The organism is Nitrospirota bacterium (assembly GCA_015233895.1).
GTDB lineage: Bacteria > Nitrospirota > Thermodesulfovibrionia > Thermodesulfovibrionales > Magnetobacteriaceae > Magnetomonas.
This window is the reverse complement of the sequence record JADFXG010000005.1, coordinates 30,223-48,712: the sequence shown is the minus strand read 5'-3', so window position 1 is coordinate 48,712 and position 18,490 is coordinate 30,223. Positions and strand designations below refer to the sequence as shown.

Below are 18,490 nucleotides of genomic sequence, written 5' to 3'. Positions count from 1 at the left end.
AAAAATTTCTTTCCTTAATCCTCAACTTAGGTTTTCAATTTCTGTTTAAATACCATATTAACTTGTTTTCTCAGAGCTTTCAGACACCATATTTGGTGTTGGGAAAAAGATTTCCGTTCGGTGCCGGCATTGTCGGCATAGATAACTGCAATAGGTTTGTCTGAAACTATTATTGGTAACACGACAAAGGTATCTGAGTTTAATACATTAGCGTACCACAGTGGTATCCGTTCCTTTACGTCGGGCGCTTTGGAGTCGGCAACGACCATGTCAGAACCGTTTTTGAGCGCAAAACTAAACACATCGTCAGAGTCAACGATTGGGAAATTAAATTTGCTTACAATAACATCTATATCAGCTCCAAAACCAAACCATCCAACCATTCTGTCTTGCTTGGAGTTTTTCCGGCAAATCAACACATGCGAAAACCCCATGGTGTTATAAATAATCTCTAAAATCATGCGCAGCGTGTCGTTTAAAGAATAATCCTCTAAAAGAGCAGTGGTGATATCGTAGATGGCTCTCTGGAATACAACACTTTCCTGTTTTTCGTTTCCGGCTGGCAACGTTCCGCCAAGAAACTCAGTATCACCGAGTTTGTTTTCCTCAGGAACTGGGACAGCGGTTTTAACCTCGATGGGTCTTACAGCTTCAAAGGCAGCGTAGAAGTCGCTTATCTTTCTAAAAAGCTCTATCTCTTCGGATTTAATGTCGTAAACGCCAAAATAGTGGTTCATCTCTTTTAACGTTGAATTAAAGATAGCTGACATCTGATCTTGCGACAGTGTAAAGCATTCGCCATATCGTTTTGTTATCTTTTTGAGAGACATTTGTTTATCAGTGATGGCTATAGAGTCATCCAGCATGAGAGAGCAAAGTTCTGCGGAAAAAGCCACTGCACCTCTGAGTCTGTCATCGTTGGTCTCAGGTTTAATAACCCGTTCGTTGTCAAGCTTATGCATACAGTGGATGGCTTGTTTGGGTAGTTTCCATTCGGTGGAAATACTTATGCCAAGCTCTTCATACGACATGCCAAGGACAGAGCGCGATGCCATATCCTCGCTGTACTGCTGTTTTTTTATCTTCTCAGTAACCAAACCATAGTCCTCCGGTAAAAAGTAAGCAACCAGGATTTTACCGAGATCATGAAGCATGGAACAGATGAAGGCCTCTTCTGCGTTTATTTGTGTACCGTTTAATGCTATGTTTTTTGAAATCATAGAACTCATTATTGAGTTTATAATTAAAATTTTAAGTTCATAGGCAAGGTGCTTATCCGCAATGTCTTCAAACAGCAAAAGAGACAGCGCTGTGCTTCTTATCTGAACAAATCCCAAAAGCATTATCGCTCTTGACATTGTGTTGATTTTACCGTCGTATTGAGTGTAGTAAGCAGTATTAACAAGGGACAGAAGCTTGTTGGTCAACGAGAAATCATCTAAAATAACGTTTGTCAACTGAGTAACCGATATTTCGTCAACTTTAAGATTTTCCGGTAATTTCAACAGCAGATCTATCGTGTGTGACATAACGGGAAATCCGTCTTTACTAGTTTTTTCCTTAATTGCTTCAACTGTAGTGAGTTTTTTGGAAAAAGCACCTACTGGTTTTCCATATAAAATCATATCGGGGCGTTTTTCTTGTTCCTGAGGTTTCACATGCTCAGGAGGTTTCTCTTGTGTTTTCAAGATATCCGCAATAAAGCCTACTTTGTATATCTTTAAGACGCCCCTGCTCATACTTTGGATGGTTTTCTCTTCTTTGCAGTTTTCTTTGTCTTTTTCCGGCAGGGCGTTGTAGGCCTCTTCTGTTAAATAAATACAGTCTGAATCGGTTTTTGATATGAGTAAAGATGCCGTACTGGTTACCGGCTTTAAGTCATCATTTTCCATAGGACCAGTGTGAATGGCTATTTTAAAAAGTACAGGGGTATTGCTCTGAGTCAGAAGGTTATACTTATCCACTATTCCTTTTATATTAAAAGCAGTGTGCAGGGCGTTGCTGCTGTCGTTAAAAGTATAATATGTCTTAGTACCGACACTTTTTATCTTAACACCTAAGTTTTTAGTAAGAAGTATGTCGTTTAGCTTATCAATAATAACCGATATGGAGGGTCTTTCCATATGTCTGCCTGGTATGTAAGTGCTGGTAAATTCGGTTATCATTAACGTTACACTTTTTATCGGGCCTGACGGCGTTTTTCCCTCGCCGTTTCCATGCACCCCTGCATTACTTAACACATCTAACCCTCCAGAGTAATATTCTTATAATCCAGCGGATTGTAACATATTGTTTACCGGTAATTCTACGCATTATTCAGCCTGGAATTGCAAATTGAGACCGTTGCAAAAATATTATAACACCAAGTTGAGTTCAAAAATATAACAAAATGTTATAGAAAAAGGATGAGATTGCCACACCCCCTGCGGGGGTTCGCAATGACGGCGTGGGCTGTGCGTGGGCGTACCTATCCGTCATTACGAGGAGCGATAGCGACGTGGGCTGTGCGTGGGCGTACCTATCCGTCATTACGAGGAGCGATAGCGACGTGGTAATCTCATCATTATTATATTTTAGGCTGCTACTCGGTATTAATTGGGAAATACTTTTCCCCCATTTTGGGAATTTTGCAACGGTCTCAATTTGCTATATCTAAACTCACTTTAATTACGTGACATAGAAAGTCATTGCTTGTTTTTATCAACTGGATTTGGTTATAATACATGTAATACCTGTAAGGAGGTTAGAATGGCTAAAACATTGAGCGTTAGGGTTTCAGACAGCGTATACGACAGACTTAATAGTCTTTCAAAGAAGACCATGAGGCCAAAAAGTTTTTATTTAAATGAAATGCTACAAAACTATATAGATGAATTTGAAGATGCATATTTAGCATGGGAAACTCTAAACGACGCTAATACAAAGTATTATACATCCAGCGAGGCAAGGAAAAAACTTGGCATATGATGTAATCTGGAGCGCTCCGGCATTGGATGTGCTTTCGGACCTTGACGTTAAGACTAAGACAAAGGTCATGGACAAGGTAGAGTTTTATTTGTCAGATAAACCGCTGCTTCTGAGTAAACCGTTAAAAGGAATATTTAGCGGTCTTTACAGCTATCGCATAGGAAAAATACGAATTATCTTTGCTATCAATGAAAAAGACCATACAATTGTTGTCGCTCGTGTCGGTATGAGAAAGGACGTCTATGAGACGTAAAGTTCAGCATATTACTCTTAGTTTATTTGCACTTATGATAACGTATAATGTTAACTGAAAATCTTTCATATTCAGTCCCTGGGTGGGTTTTTGAGGCTGCAAAAAAGTACTCCGAAAAAATCGCCTTTATTCAATATGTTAAAATCAACGCTCAGGAATCAGAGTCCTATTCTAAGATAGAAATATCGTACGGTGAGTTTCTTACCAAAACTCTGAACATATCACAACTCCTTTCCAAAACATTGGGAGTTAAGTTTGGCGACAAGGTTGCAATCTGCTCAGAGAGTATGCCTAAGTGGTTTGCCGCATATCTTGCGGCATCAGCTCTTGGCGCTGTGTGCGTACCAATAGATTCAGAGCTTGGCGAAAGTGAAATTAAAAACCTCACTGAGGCCTCAGGAGCCATAGTATTTTTTACCGGTACTACTGTTAAGGAGAAGGTACAAAGTGCTCTAAACGGCTTAAACAAAACAATCATCCCATTTGACAGCCCTGATTTTATGAATGCCTGGGAATCTAAAACCGCTCCTGAGTTTGATTTTAAACATCTGCCATCAAACGAAGACGGTGCGTCAATCATATTTACCTCCGGCACCACGTCTAAACCCAAGGGTGTTTTTCTAACTCATACGAATCTCTGCTCAGACGCTAAGGCTGCAATGGAACAACTTATAATCTGCGGCAGCGACAACGTGCTCTCTGTGCTTCCTGCGCATCACACATATCCGTTTATGTGTGCCTTTTTTGTTCCGATGCTTGTTGGCGCAACTGTTACGTATCCGCCGGGGCTTAAGGGAGCTGACCTTGTTAAGACAATTCGTGATTGCCGTGTTACAGGCTTAATTGGTGTGCCGCGCCTTCTTGAGATGTTTCTAAATGCTATAGAAACTAAGATTACGGCACGTCCTGCGCACATCAGATTTCTTACAAAACGGTTGCTATCGTTGTCAGATTTTTTACGGAGGACTGTTGATATAAATTCCGGAGCGGTTTTTTTTAAAGAAGTTTTGGAGGCTTTTGGAGAGCAGTTCAGGTTTATAACCTCAGGAGGCGCTAAACTTAAACCGGAAACGATGCGTCGTCTTGAGGCTTTTGGCTTTACCGTTATCGAGGGTTACGGGTTAACTGAAACCTCTCCGATTGTTACCTTTAATCCGTTAAAAAAACGGAAAGCGGGCTCAGCCGGAATTCCATTAAACGGGGTTACTATAAAAACACTTAAGACTCCTGGCAAAGCAGCTGACAGCGCTGAGATATTAATAAAAGGCCCAATGGTCATGAAAGGTTATTTCGGTACTGCACAGAGTGAGACTGACTCTGTCATTAAAGACGGGTTCTTTCATACCGGAGATATTGGCTACATTGATTCTGACGGGTATTTATTTATTACAGGACGCGCTAAAGAGGTTATAGTGCTGAGCTCCGGCAAGAATGTTTACCCTGAGGATGTGGAGGCAAAATATCTGGAGGAACCCCTTATCAAAGAAATCTGCGTTTATGAGGGAAATGACGAAAGGGGGGCAGCCTCACTTTATGCACTTATTGTTTGTGATACGGATTATGCTAAGAAAATGAAAATCCCGTCCATTCATGAATCAGTTAAATGGTCAATAAACAGGATATCCACCACACTGCCGCCGTATATGCGACTAAAGGGTTTTCAACTCTGGTCGGATGAGCTTCCAAAGACCAGATTAGGAAAACTCCAAAGATATATAATCAAAGAGATGGTAAAGACAGAGACAGTTGACCGCAGCTCTGCTTTACAACACAAAGAGGAACCTACCGGCCAGTATGCTTTAGTTGTGCTTAAGCTAATCCGCGAAATCACTGAGATTAATACTCCAATAGGAGGCAGCGATAATCTTGAATTAGATCTGGGATTTGATTCTTTAAGGAAAATAGAGCTAATTGCCGCAATTGAGAAGAGGCTTAAAATCCGCCTCCCTGAATCTGTGATGTCAGAGCTGCAATCGGTTGATAGTGTCATAGAGGCGGTATCTAAAGTTGCTACAGATGAAGTACTACAAGACCAATCGGAGACAAGAGCAGCGAAAACAGGTTATTCGGAGATGTTGAAGGGAACACCCGACAAAAGCGATCTTATACAATCGGGATTTTTAAACAAAAAGCACGAGGATTTTATAGCTAAAATCATGAATTATGTTTTAAAAACCGCATTCAGAATATTTTTTAAGGCAAAATTACAAGGCATTGAAAATCTGCCTGATACGGCCTATATTCTTTGCCCAAACCACTGTAGCTACATGGATGCATTTTTCGTATCTGCTTGTGTGCCGCATGAGGTGTTTAAAAATCTGTTTTTTCAAGGTGACAGTGGATTTTTTACAGGGTATCTTTCAAGCCGGTTTGCACGCTACGCTCATGTAATTCCGATAGATCCGGGGGAGCATCTGATGCGCGCTCTTACCACATCTGCGTACCTGCTAAACCACTGTCAGTCGCTCTGCATATTTCCTGAGGGAGGGCGTTCTGTTGACGGCACACTTCAGGAGTTTAAAAAGGGGGTTGGAATTTTAGCTTATGAGTGTGGTGTTCCGCTTATGCCGGTACTCATCAGAGGGGCTTATGATGTGCTGCCGCGAGGCGCATTTTTACCAAAACTACACACGGTAACTGTAATTTTTGGCAAACCGGTTTATCCTGAAAAAGCTGCCGATAAAAACTACCAAAAACTTGCCGATGAGGTAAAAAGTCAAATTCTCACATTGATGAATATTAAGCGATAACGGTTAAAGCATCATAAGCGTACAAAGCATACACACAGACCAGATAACGTCAGTGGGAAGGTGAAAGTCACAGCTTGAATCAAGCAATAAGTCGGCTCTTGGGGGAAATTCATCATCTGAGTGCCACAGGATTAATACAACAGGAAGACGCGGAAACGGATAAACCTTGAAGGAAACGTCACCATAAGTGGATAACGCAGCACCCATAGAAAATCCTCTGTTAAGAAAATCATCTCTCTTGTTGTCATACTTTAGAGCAACCTTATTGAGAGGAAGCGTATGTCCGCCTCTAAAGAACATATCGCCGCCCTTAATTTCAAGCGGGGAGACAATTCTGCCGCTTTCCGGGATGTCCTTTGTCTCATTTAAGTAAAACAAAGCAGAGAGAGTATAAAAATCCAAAAACCGTTCTGTTATTATTTTGCCTTGTTCAGAAAGCGGAGCAATCTTTCTTGTTTTGGGAGACACTGAAAACTCTGCCCCAAATGACTTAACCACATAGTACTCTTCGCTTTGGTTGTAAGAAACGTTGCATCGTTTACAGACATCCGTAACGCTTAAGCCGCTAAGTGTTGCCCAGCATTTATCCTCGCTCGGTATCATCAGTTATTTTATAATAGTAAAGCAATAAAGTAAATCAGGACATAATTATAACCTTCTAATCATTATTAGGTTGATCTGTAAGTCATCTGTAAGTCCGTCTGTGCTATGCTTTTTACAATAGGGTTTTGTTTAGGTGTGAGAAATATTTTGACTGTTTAATAGGCGAAAAAAATTATAAAAACGGAAATTGACCTTTAAATTAATGAAAGAAAAAATACCAATAGAAGAGTTGAAAGTAGGTATGTACCTTGCCGGTCTGGACGAAAACTGGGAAAAGACACCGTTTTTAACCCATCATTTTTTAATAAAAGACTCTGACCAAATCCGTAAGCTAACAGACTCAGGGATAAAAACCGTTTATGTTGATATGGACAAAGGACAAAAGCACGTAAATGAGACACCAAAAGAGCTGGAGCAAATAAAGTTTCTAAAAAAAGAAGAGGTTGTGGCAGCACATTCAGAATTCGTAGAGTTGAATGAGATCACCCCTGAGGTGCCGGAGGACTGGGTGCAGCCCTTATCATCCCAACCGACTTACACTAAAATGGAACTTGATAAATATTTTTCCGATCTTAACAACTACACCCCGATAGATAAAGAGACTCTTATACGTGGTAGTTTAATAGATTTTTCTATTTACTTCAAGAAAAACCTTGAAATACTTCCCTTTTTAAAATATAAAGATAAGCCAATAGAAATAACCGATAAAATTCTTTCGCTACAAAACAATTTCATGATAGAACGTAGCGCAAACGAGAGATATAAAAAATATCTGAAAGACCTTGAGTCATTTAAAGCGTCTGGGACCCCTGAGGAAATCAGAAAAATAAAAAATACTATTATCAGAGAGAATGCAAAGTTTCTGATGATGGAACTTCTGGATGACCCGCGCAGCGGTGAAAAGATCAAAAGGTGTAAGCAATCTATTGAGGAGATTGTAGAAACAATACAAAAAACCGGAAGTGTACTGTCCGAGCTGCTTACGATAAATAAATATGATTACTATACCTATACCCATTCCATAAACGTAGGGGTACTCTCTGTTGGCTTAGCGGTAGCTCTGGGAACATTAAAAAACAGTGAACTACAAATGCTTGGCATGGGTGCAATTCTTCATGATATTGGAAAGAGCGCCATTCCAAACAGCATTTTGAATAAACCTTCACGGCTTACCGAAAAGGAATATGCCGTTATCAAGCAGCATGTGGGACTTGGCGTTAAGATTTTACATGAACAGAAAACTTGCCCAAAGGATGCATTTGTCCCCATATTGGAACATCATGAAAAACTCAGCGGCACAGGTTATCCAAGAGGATTAGCCGCCAATGACATCCACATGGCAGGACGCATTGTCTCTCTGGTTGACGTCTATGACGCTCTTACCACAGCAAGGCCCTATAAGCCGGCTTATAGCTCCTTTGAGGCTCTCTCTATTATAAGAAACCAGATTGAAGACTTTGATGCAGACATATTTCTCAAATTTGTAAAAATGCTTGGAAATATCCCTTAACCTATTTCTTATCTGACCGAAATTCATTTATGGGTAGAAAACGTTGATTTTACTTCAAGTCCAAGCCGATACTCACCTATACGAATACGATAAAAATTATCATATCCAGTTAATTTCAACAGATTCTTTATTTTGCTAATATTGGCAGCCTCCTGACATTGAACAATTACATCTTTCACGCTTAGTAAGGCTTTCATATCTTTGATCTTCTTCAAATCCTTAATAAACGATAGCTCATATTTTATATTCACTGCAATCCAGAGCCAAAAATACTTCGTCCTCTTCAACAAATTCGTTTTTTCTGCCATTTGATATGGCATTTGCCATACCAACCCCCTCCATGGCCTCCAAAATAATTTCATATAAAACTTCTCTTTTAGTTTGAATAAGCTCAATTAAAACCTCTTTTAAAAGTTCTTTTATCTTTTCGTTGCTCAAGGTCACGTCCATTGTGATTCCTTTCTCAGTAATTTGATTTACAGAAGACAAATATATATATCTAACAAAAATGTGTCGGAGCTGTAATTAATAATGTTTTAGGACTAAAAACAAGGGATAGGTCTGCTGTAACCTGAAATTTTTTCTCAAAAATCCCTTTTATCTGGAAACTACATTTCCTATCTCGGATTTCTTGATCAACTGCATACTTTAAGTTTAAAATTTTTTATGTTATAATATATTGTTGATAGAGATGTTGAATAAGAAGTACGGTTGGTGGGAAAGGCTCCGGGGCGGGTTGCCAGAGGAGACGGGAGAGAACCTCGTACATGGGTGCTTTCCTCGGTTCTAGATGTGTACTAACATACATTATGGAGTAAAATGAAAAGAAGAAAAACCTTCCTTTTTTTACAAATGATTTTTTTATTCACATTTGTTTGTTTTACCGGCGCATTCGCTGCAAATTCAGCTACCAGCCCTAATCCAAACACTTCTCAAAGCAGCGAGGAGTTGGCTTATTACCACTACATGCTGGGAGCTATAGCTGAGGAACAGAACGATTGGGTTAAAGCGCTAAAGGAATTTAGAGCAGCTCTGAAAGATGACCCTGATTCATCATATCTGAAGGTTCAAATAGCATATGTATTGCTGAGGGAGGACAGGCCAGCTGATTCACAGAAGGTGGTTGAGGATGTGTTAAAGAAAAATCCAAACTATATCCCTGCAATGAAGCTCTTAGGGGAATTATATAATGCAAACCATGGGTTGGATGAATCTATTAAACTGTATGAGAAAATTATAAGCTTAGACCCTGACGACACAGGAGCAATAGTTTTCTTAGGTGCCCTGTACTTATCGAAAAAGGATTATGAAAATGCCGGCAGAGTACTTAGAGTGTTTGTTGACAAGGATCCCTCTAATGTCATGGGGAATTACTATCTGGGTATAATATTTCTGGAAACCAATGACCTTGATAACGCTACCAAATACTTAAAAACCGCCCTCATCCTCAATCCCTCCTTTGACCCGGCACTCGTCTATATGGGCATGATAAGCGAAATGAAGGGCAATAAAGATGAAGCTGCAAAGTACTATAAGGGTGCACTTGAGATAAATTCCCAAAATCTGAAAGCCAGAGAGTTGCTCTCACGGCTCTATATGACAAACAAGGAAATCCCAAAGGCGATTGAGGAGCTGGAGACACTAAGCAAAGAACTGCCGGAAAACATAGATATACATTTAAGAATTGGGCTTCTGTATCTTGAGGAGGAGGTCTTTGACAAAGCAGTAGATGAGTTTATGCTTGTCAAAACGGCTGCTCCCAATAACGTCCTTGTTAAATACTACCTGTCTTTAGCGTACGAGGCTATGAAAAAAATTGATTTGGCTATAGATGAGTTAAAACAGGCCATCAACATAGCGCCTAAAAATGTTAAAGCATTTCTCAGATTGGCCTATCTTTACAAGGAAACCAAAAACTACGAAGAGGCTGCACATTATTACGAGGAGCTCCTTTCTTTTGATACCTCAAAGCCGGAGTATTTCCTATACGCTGCACTTGTTTACAATAATATGAAAAATTATAACAGGGCAATTGAGTTGCTGACAAACGCTCTTAAAATCTACCCTGATAACGAGGAAATCTACCTGAATATTGCAAATGTTTATGAGAAAATGGATGACTTTGTGACTATGGAGCGCTATATAAGAAAGGTGCTGGAGATAGATCCTGATAACTCAGATGCCTTAAATTATCTTGCCTACTCGTATGCGGACAGAGGGGAGCGGCTGGATGAGGCACTTGAACTTGTCAATAAAGCCCTTAAACTTAAACCCGATAACGGTTACATTATAGATAGCCGTGCATGGATTTATTATCAAAAGGGAAAATACAAGGATGCACTGAAAGAGCAGGAAAAGGCCATAAGTCTTGTTAACGATGATGCAACTATATTTGAACACCTTGGGGATATATATTTTAAACTGGAAAATTACGGTAAGGCTGTGGCAGCATGGGAAAATTCCCTTAAACACTATAAAGACGAGTCAGGCCTTAAGGACAGGGTTGAAGAGAAATTAAAAAATTTACCCAAACATGAGTAACTAAACAAATCACAATACATGCTTAAACTCTTAGCCCCGGCAAAGATCAACTGGTTTTTGTTTGTCACCGGAGTACGCGCAGACGGTTTCCACGATATAGCCTCGCTGTTTCAATCCATCAGTGTTTATGACACTCTGGAGTTTAAAAAGACCGGTGACGCCACAGTGTTTTCACCCCTTATGCTGGAAAGCGATTTAAATATCCCCGCTAAGGATAATCTTGTATCAAAGGCTTTAAATATTTTAGCCTCACATATGAAATCGCACACACTGAGTGAAGAGACCACAGGTGAAATCACGATAAAGTTAACAAAAGAAATACCGGCAGAGGCAGGGCTTGGCGGAGGCAGCTCAGATTGCGCTACTGCGTTGATGGGTCTAAACAGGCTTTTAGACCTCAGACTTAGTGTTGATGAACTTACAGAATTGGCGGCAAAGGCCGGATCGGATGTACCTTTTTTTATCAAAGGCTCTGTTGCAATGGTTACGGGCAGAGGGGAGATTGTTACTCCTCTTATTTCAGATGCCTCCGTTGCTTTACTGCTTGTAAAACCGCCTGTTTCTACTCCCACCCCTTGGGCATATAAAATGGTTGACAAGAGGCTTGATAGAAAATTCATGGCTGAAAACAGACTATTAAATATTCCCGCACTTGCCACTCAATTTATTAAGACACTAAGCATCCGTGATTTTAAGACAATGGGAAAATTAATGAAAAACGACATCGAGGACGCAATAAGCGCTGATTTCCCGTGGATTAATGAAATCAAAGGACAGCTGAGTGATACCGGAGCCCGTGCGTCACTTCTAAGCGGCAGCGGTTCAACGATTTTTGGCGCTTTCGATAGCAAACACAAAAGAGAGCAGGCTCAGGAGTTACTGTGCAAAAAATATCCGGATTATTGGATAAAGCCTGCTGACACACTTACCACCAATTCTCTATAAAATAATGTGGAGCTTCATTATTTTACACCTCTTTCAATAAGCCTCAGATTAAACAGGGCATCTTCATATCCTGGGCGTAGTTGGATGGCCTTTTTGAAGTATCTTGCGGCCTCATCTTTGTTTCCTTTAACAATCATAGCAGTGCCAAGGCCGTTATACGCCTCGGGTATATTAGGTTTTAGTTTGAGAGCTATATTATAGTATAAAATACTATTATCAGCCTGTCTGAGCCGTACCAGTGCATTTGCATAGTTTACGTTGGCTTCTACATAGATAGGATTAATTTCCACTGCTTGTTTAAAATATCCGACGGCCTCATCTGACCTACCCATCGAGATAAGACTAGCTCCGAGATTATTTAAAATCACAACATTATCTTTTGTTACTGCTAAGGTATGTTTAAATAGCGTAACAGAGTTTTGCCAGAAGGAAACCTGTTTTTTGGAAAGCACTACGCAAAACAAAAGCACAATAAACGCTAAGGCAGAGGCCAGAGCTTTTTTAGCGTTGGTTTTTGGCTCAGGTATTGCCGTTACCACAATAGCAAACAGTCCTATATAGGGAATATATGTAAATCTGTCAGCCATTGACTGATTCCCAACCTGTACAAGCCCGATTACAGGCAGCATAGTGATAACAAACCAAAACCATCCGGCAAAAATGTATGGCGCCTTCTTAATAGTTAAAACGGCAATGGCTGACACCACCACAAGTGCCAATAAAGCCAACACCGGTTGCAATAGGGGTATCGTGCGGGGAAGGGGATACAGGCAAGCCAGCTCAACCGGATAGAACAGCTTATAAACATATTTAACATACGACACCAGTGCGTTTTCAAGTCTTAAAGACACAGGGAGATTTTCCAGAGAGGCAACAGCTCCTACCTCTTTTTGAGCAAAAAATGTGACAATTGCAGTAATCACCGATATTACAAAAAATGGGATTTTCTCATAAAACAAAGCCTTGTTAAATTTTAAAAACTGTGCGATACTGCCTTCAAACTTAAATCTGCCACATGGCCATACGTCAAGCAAAAGGAGAGAAACAGGAAGAGTCACGGCCATTGGTTTTGACATTATGCTTAAAACAAAGGCTATTGCCACGTATATGTATTTTCTCAGTGACGGTTTTTTAGCATAACTAAAATACAGGGCAACCGCAGCGATATAGAAAAATGCCGTCAGCACATCCTTTCGTTCAGCTATCCATGCAACAGATTCCACGTGCATGGGGTGGAGAGCAAACAAGGCGGCAAGCGCTCCGCTTCTTAGCATATCAGCGTTTATCAGGTAGAAGGCGTAAAACAGCAGGATTGAGTTAAGAATGTGAATAATGAGATTTGTTATATGATGGCCGCCAGCGTTAAGCCCGTACATTTCTATATCCAGCATATGGGTAAGCCACGTAAGTGGCTGCCAGTAAAAAGAATAAGTCGTTTTAAATGCCCAGAGCACATTATCAAGTGTTAAACCGTGAATTACCCGTTGATTCTCGAATATGTACTTGGTATCGTCTAAATTAACAAAATCAAAACCCCTGACTTCTATGAAAACAAACACAGTTAAAACAATTATAAAAATAGCTGCTGTGATAATATCTCCGGAGCTACCGGTTGTTATCTTTTTTAAAAAATCTTTCATTTTTCTATTTAACCATATTGAGTTTAATTAAAGCACTGCGGGTCTTCAGATAGATAATCACCCGTCTTGGCATACGCTATGGCTCTGCATCCTCCGCACTGCCACCTAAGTTTACACCCTCTGCATTTACCTTTTAATAAGTCCCGGTTTCTGAGTTCCCGTAAAATCTCAGATTTCCATATCTCAGTTAAATCCGTATCGTGCACATTGCCAAGAGAGACCGGAAGCCGCCTGCACGGATACACTGTGCCATCGGTGTCAACGCATATTCCATTGTAGCCAATTGAACAGCCGCCTAAAAGGAGCGGGTTTACTTTTCCAAAAAACCCCTGCCACAAAGGGTCCCGATACGTCTTTGATACCTCCGCACCTTTTTGATTTTCAGTATTTAAGTTTAATTTATGAAATTCCCTGAACAGACTTTTTACCTGTTTTGTTGTCAACATAGAATCAGCAAGTGTCAAAGCCCTCCCCCACGGCACAAGCCGCGAAAAAGCAAAACGTCGTATATACGGAGTGGTAAGTTTAATTGTTTCTGTTAATGCCTTATAATTAATGTCTGATACGGTCATCATGGCAGTCACCTCGACATTTTCCTCACACAGTATCTTTGTGCCGTCAAGAGCCTTTTTAAAGGAACCAATCCCTCTGATTTTATCATGAATTTCCTCAGAGCCCTCAAAAGACACCTGAACAATACGGCACCCTGACTCATTCAGTCGTTTTGCTAAATCTTTAGACATTACAGTCCCGTTTGAAAGCACCCGGATTGGATAGCCGCTCTTTTTAGCCTCCATAAGTATTGAAAATAAATGCTCTGACAAGAAAGGCTCGCCGCCGCTTATCTGAATTCTACCCCTTTTGTGGATTGACTTTAAAAACCGGTTAAAGTTTTTTAGTACACCCATCAAAGCGGATATCTCTGGTTCAGCAGCGTTTCCCTCCCTGTAGCAGTGTATGCAGTTAAGGTTACAATGCTCAGTGATGTGCCACTGCAGATAAAAAGGCCCGTCAAATCCCCACACTTTAAGCACAGGGGAATCTAATCTCCACCACCGCCGCCACAGCCGCTGCATCCGCCACTGTCTCCGCCGCTATCACCAGAGGAGCAGCCACTACAGCTGCTGCCAGAGCCAATGTCGCCTGAAGAACAGCCACTACACCCGCCGCTGCTCCCTGCAGCCCCTCCGTGATAATAAATTGCCTCCGATATGCCGCTAAATACCGTACCCGCTAACACAGCCATACCCAGCACTGCTACAGCATAACTTAGGGTTGGGTCATAATGTCCATCTGAACCTGATACGTGGTTAGAAGCTGCTATTTTATTCTCCAGATGGGTTAAATATGCCTTACCTCTATTTGTCTTTATTGTTGTCCTTTGCATTACATATGAAGATATAAAAGCAATTGCCGGCACTAAGAGTGAAAACAACATCATCCCTTCGCCAGCAGGAAACTCCAGATACAGGTTAACTGCCGTAAGGGCAATAGCCGAAATGATGGCAAACATCCGCAGGTTTTTGCAAAAGCGGTTTGTCTCTTTTGAATCTTTTATCAAACCCTTTACTGTAAGAGAGCGGAGTGTATAATATTCAAAGCGTTTTAGCTGATCACGCTGAGCAAATATTCCAGCAATTGAGGACTTTACACGGACTGTATCTATTAACGCATTCTCAGCTGTGTTTAAGCCCTCAGTGTTTCCCGTAGCTGTCAAATCTTTTGCCTCATCAACAACAATATAGCCTCTTTGTATTAAATCAAACAAACAAACCGTGACGGCATGATTTCTGCCTTTTTTCATATAAGCCGCTTCATACGGAACGGGTTGAGATTTGTCAGCCGGATAGCCATAGGAGATTTTACTGTACTTAAATATCCAATAGGCTGCTAAAAATATCCAAATCAGTGATGTGAGTATAAATATGTTGTGTGCTTCTGAGTTTGGGACAGGCGTTAAGGGCATTCTATCTGGCACACCATGGAATAATAATATTAGCAGCAACACAACATATACCCACCACCAAAAACATTATTCTGTCCAGAGCTAATGAAAGCTCTTTATCCTCCATGCGGGCGTAGTAGTTGGAAAGCAGTGAGACGGCTATCGAGATAAAAATAGTAAAGAGGCCTATCCCTGCCACGTGGTCCACCAGTCCGAATGAACCAGAGGTGGGCAAAAGTGAATTAGCAAGGTAGGTGTTAGCCACAGCGCCAAAGTATGCGCCCGTAGGTAAAGCAAAGCGAGGCCCTACATCGGAGGGTTTGATAAAAAAGCTGGAAAGGGTAAGCAACAGTGCGGCAAACAAAGAGAGAAAGATTTTGAGATAAAATCCGAAATCTATCCGCTTAATCCGGACCGCAGCTATATACTGTGAGAATACTTTTTTGCTGTCAGAGGAAACTCTCGGATCACCATAACTTGATTTATAAGTATGCGTTTTAACTACATTGCTGAAGCCTGTGATTTTAAAGCCGGGAATATTCAACCTTGAACTAATATTAGAGGTTTCATCGGCCACATACCGGAGCTTTGTGCCATCCCTTGAGCCATCCTCCACGTAGATATTGAGCATGTGGTCTTCTATAGGCACACGGGCTGTATCGAAAAACTTGATTATCTTTGCAGAAATCCTGTATCTCTGGTAATTGATGCCGTCTTTGCCATGGTAATCCTCCAAAAGCTCTTTTTTGTTTACCACGCCATCGACAACTACAAGTTTACCTCCGGGGTCGAGCTTAGCATCTCCTTGCCATGAAAACCATATATAAAAATTGACGCTCCACATGCTGTCTTTAATTGACAAGTTGTCAACGTCTTCAACGTAGGTGCCTGTTTTAACCGTGGCATAGTTGCCTGTTGCAGGCAGTGGATCCGGTGGTGTTCGTCCTGGCTCAGCTCCGGTAGGGCTCATCCTCAGTTTATGTTTTGCATCTGAAAGCGCGCGATTGTGATACATCATCGAAGCTGAAAAAACAATGATTAACGTATACAGAGCTGCAATTATAAGCGAATATGTGAAAACTCGCTGCCTTTTTTCATGGCTCAGATTTCGCAGTTTTGATAAGAACATGTCTCCCTCCTAGTGCTATTAATTCTAATTGGTATAATTATTTAAAAAACACTTTGAGTCAAGGAGCCATTTACACTCCGTTGTCTAAAATGTGGCTTATACTAATTTAACAGCGCAATGAATGTCAACACGCATGCCGGTATCTTTTTGTTAAGTGGTCTGCTTCCGCAAAAATTTAAAATTTCAATAGCCTTTATTGGCAGATAAGCTGTATAATACCACTGCTGTGAAGGGTTTAAAGTACGTTTTATACTCGTTAGGGCTTTTCGTCCTTGGGATGACAGTCTCTTCTGCTGTCTATTATTTAAAATATAAGGAATCTTTTATCGCTAAGTATCAGAAACTTCGGCAAAACAGGTTGTACGTTCCATGGGTTGAGGGCCAGATTGATTTTTCATGGCACATAAACAAATTCGTAATGCCTGGGGCCGGTTTTTTAAACGATATAATAATTTTTAATACCGCCGTGTTTGCGCTTTTAATTCCGATTTCTTACATGGTAATGGACAGGGCTGATAACAAATACGGGACGTCTAAGATATCAGAGTTATTTTTCAGTATATGGGAGGCAAAACTGTTGCCTTTTTTACTTGCCTTCAGTTTGCTGTACAGTGTTGTATTGAAGTTTTTCATTCGTGAGTTGCCGGACAGTTATCTGTGGGCAGTGTCGGCGTGGGCTGCACTGATAATATTTTCATTTATACTGTGGACATCCCTTAGTTTTCTTATCAAGATGAGGCTTTTTGTTTCAGACGCAGGTTTTGCACTTGACAGGCTGCTCAGCAAGGCATGGGATTGTGTGTTAAAAAAGAGAGTGAACAATAGATTTGCTCTGTTTGCCGAATCTCTCCAAAGCATTGGTGAAATGTTATCAAAAGAGGTAAAAGTCCATAACAGTAAAAACCTCGCAAAAACTCTCTCTGAGCTGCATCACCTTGCCTCTTACTTATTAAAGTTAAGCACTGACGATGTATCTGCTGTCTTTACAGCGGAGGAAACCGTAACCTCAGAGGGCAATAAGTCTCCTGCAAATTTTCAGATAAACCTCCTTTTACCCTTGGAACAAATTGCAAAAATACACTCTGAAGCTGCCATTTGCAACAACCCTGCGGTGTCTGCAATTATTGAGCGGTCAGCGGCCGGAATATTTTCTGCCGTCTCATGCTACGGCAATAACCCGGATCTGATAAAACGCTGTATAGAGATATTTTCTGAAATGTCCCAAAAATCACAAACTCCTGAAACAGTTTTTTTATGGTTTACCGACTCTGTGTTCAGGAAAGAGGATTTCGCTTATGAATATCTTGATATTTTAAATGAATCCCTCGCTAAATCCTTAAAAAATGCAGCACTAAAGGGTTCTCAGGAAATTATCACTGCTTTTTTCAACGAACTTCGGCTGTTACCTGCCCCAGCCCCTTTTTCTGTTGAGATTTATAATCAGACTCTAATTGAATTGAATCGTAAAAAGTATATTGAAATGAGCGATGGACTCTCTGTTTACTCATCACTTGAAGATCTCCAAAGAAAAGCCACAGAGGTTACAACTATTAACATGCTTGAACAATGGTCTGAGTTGTTTGCTGCTTTTCACCAAAAAGTATCCTCTTACTATAAAAAAGACAAATTCAGACGGATTGATGAAATAAAAACGGATATATTGGAAAATGTACGGGCAAGGCTAAAAGGCATTTATGTTTCAAGAATAATTTTTAGCCTTTTAGCATACTCAATATTCACTGAAAACCAGACATTACTTAAAATAATATGGAAAATGCTGGATGATAAAAGCGCCAGCCTCTCTGGTTCTATAATCGCGGGGTCTGAGCCGGAAATTTTTGTCAAAATGTATATTGACGGTGATTTCCACATAGATGGGGCTGTTTTTATAGACGATCCTGACTTGTGGCACAAAGCCGCTCGAATATCTTTATTGTTGATTTTGATTAAAATGGCAGACAACCGTCATCTGATGAAAACTGATGCTGCTAACTTTAAGCCGGCATATCATGAGGAGAGCTGCAGCGAAATAGATGCCATAATAGAGGCCGGCAAGGTGCTGATGTCGGTCAATCTGCCGGTGTTGAGTGTTGTAGAAAACTCAGACTTAATTCCGGATATTTTACAGAGTGAGGCCATTCCATTTCTTATTTCAATAAAACATTCGATAAAGGAAAGGTCAGTTAGCAGATAGCACAGCTTTTGTA

The 18,490-nt window shown here is 40.6% G+C and carries 14 protein-coding genes; 7 read left to right on the top strand and 7 right to left on the bottom strand.

Annotation, left to right across the window (positions count from 1 at the left end):
• Nucleotides 1–26: 26 nt before the first annotated feature.
• Nucleotides 27–2,240 (bottom strand): HDOD domain-containing protein, encoded by a 2,214-nt coding sequence (locus HQK88_05670; GenBank protein ID MBF0616290.1) that lies wholly within the window; start codon nt 2,238–2,240, stop codon nt 27–29.
• Between the two features lie 508 nt (nt 2,241–2,748).
• Between HQK88_05670 and HQK88_05665 the strand changes: the two genes are divergently transcribed.
• From HQK88_05665 to HQK88_05655, 3 genes are read left to right on the top strand one after another with little or no spacing between them, the layout of a single operon-like run.
• Nucleotides 2,749–2,967, top strand: a complete 219-nt coding sequence (locus HQK88_05665; GenBank protein MBF0616289.1) for a ribbon-helix-helix domain-containing protein — start codon at nt 2,749–2,751, stop codon at nt 2,965–2,967.
• Nucleotides 2,957–3,220 carry a type II toxin-antitoxin system RelE/ParE family toxin gene (locus tag HQK88_05660; protein MBF0616288.1) on the top strand — a complete coding sequence of 88 codons (264 nt, stop codon included), beginning with the start codon at nt 2,957–2,959 and terminating at the stop codon, nt 3,218–3,220. Before HQK88_05665 ends, HQK88_05660 begins: the two co-directional genes overlap by 11 nt.
• Nucleotides 3,221–3,267: 47 nt before the next feature.
• Entirely contained in the window at nt 3,268–5,970 is a 2,703-nt protein-coding gene (locus tag HQK88_05655; protein MBF0616287.1) for an AMP-binding protein, read from the top strand.
• 3 nt (nt 5,971–5,973) lie between these two features.
• On the opposite strand, the gene HQK88_05650 is transcribed toward HQK88_05655, so the two are convergent.
• The gene (locus HQK88_05650; GenBank protein ID MBF0616286.1) at nt 5,974–6,573 is read right to left on the bottom strand and encodes a DUF3786 domain-containing protein; all 600 of its coding nucleotides are present in this window, start codon (nt 6,571–6,573) and stop codon (nt 5,974–5,976) included.
• 202 nt (nt 6,574–6,775) lie between these two features.
• On the opposite strand from HQK88_05650, the gene HQK88_05645 reads away from it, so the two are divergent.
• Entirely contained in the window at nt 6,776–8,083 is a 1,308-nt protein-coding gene (locus tag HQK88_05645) for a DUF3391 domain-containing protein (protein ID MBF0616285.1), read from the top strand.
• Nucleotides 8,084–8,317: 234 nt separating this feature from the next.
• Here the strand turns inward: HQK88_05645 and HQK88_05640 are convergent, their stop codons facing one another.
• Nucleotides 8,318–8,533, bottom strand: coding sequence for a hypothetical protein (locus HQK88_05640; GenBank protein MBF0616284.1), 216 nt, complete (start codon nt 8,531–8,533; stop codon nt 8,318–8,320).
• A 369-nt stretch (nt 8,534–8,902) separates the two neighbouring features.
• Here HQK88_05640 and HQK88_05635 point away from each other — a divergent pair, with 369 nt between their 5' ends.
• Together HQK88_05635 and ispE are read left to right on the top strand one after the other, a co-directional pair.
• Entirely contained in the window at nt 8,903–10,624 is a 1,722-nt protein-coding gene (locus HQK88_05635) for a tetratricopeptide repeat protein (protein ID MBF0616283.1), read from the top strand.
• An 18-nt stretch (nt 10,625–10,642) separates the two neighbouring features.
• Nucleotides 10,643–11,569 carry a 4-(cytidine 5'-diphospho)-2-C-methyl-D-erythritol kinase gene (gene ispE, locus HQK88_05630; protein ID MBF0616282.1) on the top strand — a complete coding sequence of 309 codons (927 nt, stop codon included), beginning with the start codon at nt 10,643–10,645 and terminating at the stop codon, nt 11,567–11,569.
• 17 nt (nt 11,570–11,586) lie between these two features.
• Here ispE and HQK88_05625 read toward each other — a convergent pair whose 3' ends face one another.
• The 4 genes from HQK88_05625 to HQK88_05610 are packed head-to-tail and all read right to left on the bottom strand — an operon-like array spanning nt 11,587 to nt 16,283.
• Complete coding sequence (locus tag HQK88_05625) at nt 11,587–13,209, bottom strand: tetratricopeptide repeat protein (protein ID MBF0616281.1); 1,623 nt, start codon at nt 13,207–13,209, stop codon at nt 11,587–11,589.
• A gap of 23 nt (nt 13,210–13,232) precedes the next feature.
• Nucleotides 13,233–14,285 carry a radical SAM protein gene (locus HQK88_05620; GenBank protein ID MBF0616280.1) on the bottom strand — a complete coding sequence of 351 codons (1,053 nt, stop codon included), beginning with the start codon at nt 14,283–14,285 and terminating at the stop codon, nt 13,233–13,235.
• Nucleotides 14,252–15,175, bottom strand: a complete 924-nt coding sequence (locus HQK88_05615; protein MBF0616279.1) for a TIGR04222 domain-containing membrane protein — start codon at nt 15,173–15,175, stop codon at nt 14,252–14,254. Before HQK88_05615 ends, HQK88_05620 begins: the two co-directional genes overlap by 34 nt.
• 1 nt (nt 15,176) lies before the next feature.
• Nucleotides 15,177–16,283, bottom strand: a complete 1,107-nt coding sequence (locus tag HQK88_05610) for a hypothetical protein (protein ID MBF0616278.1) — start codon at nt 16,281–16,283, stop codon at nt 15,177–15,179.
• A 196-nt stretch (nt 16,284–16,479) separates the two neighbouring features.
• On the opposite strand from HQK88_05610, the gene HQK88_05605 reads away from it, so the two are divergent.
• Entirely contained in the window at nt 16,480–18,477 is a 1,998-nt protein-coding gene (locus tag HQK88_05605) for a hypothetical protein (protein ID MBF0616277.1), read from the top strand.
• The last annotated feature ends 13 nt before the right edge of the window (nt 18,478–18,490 follow it).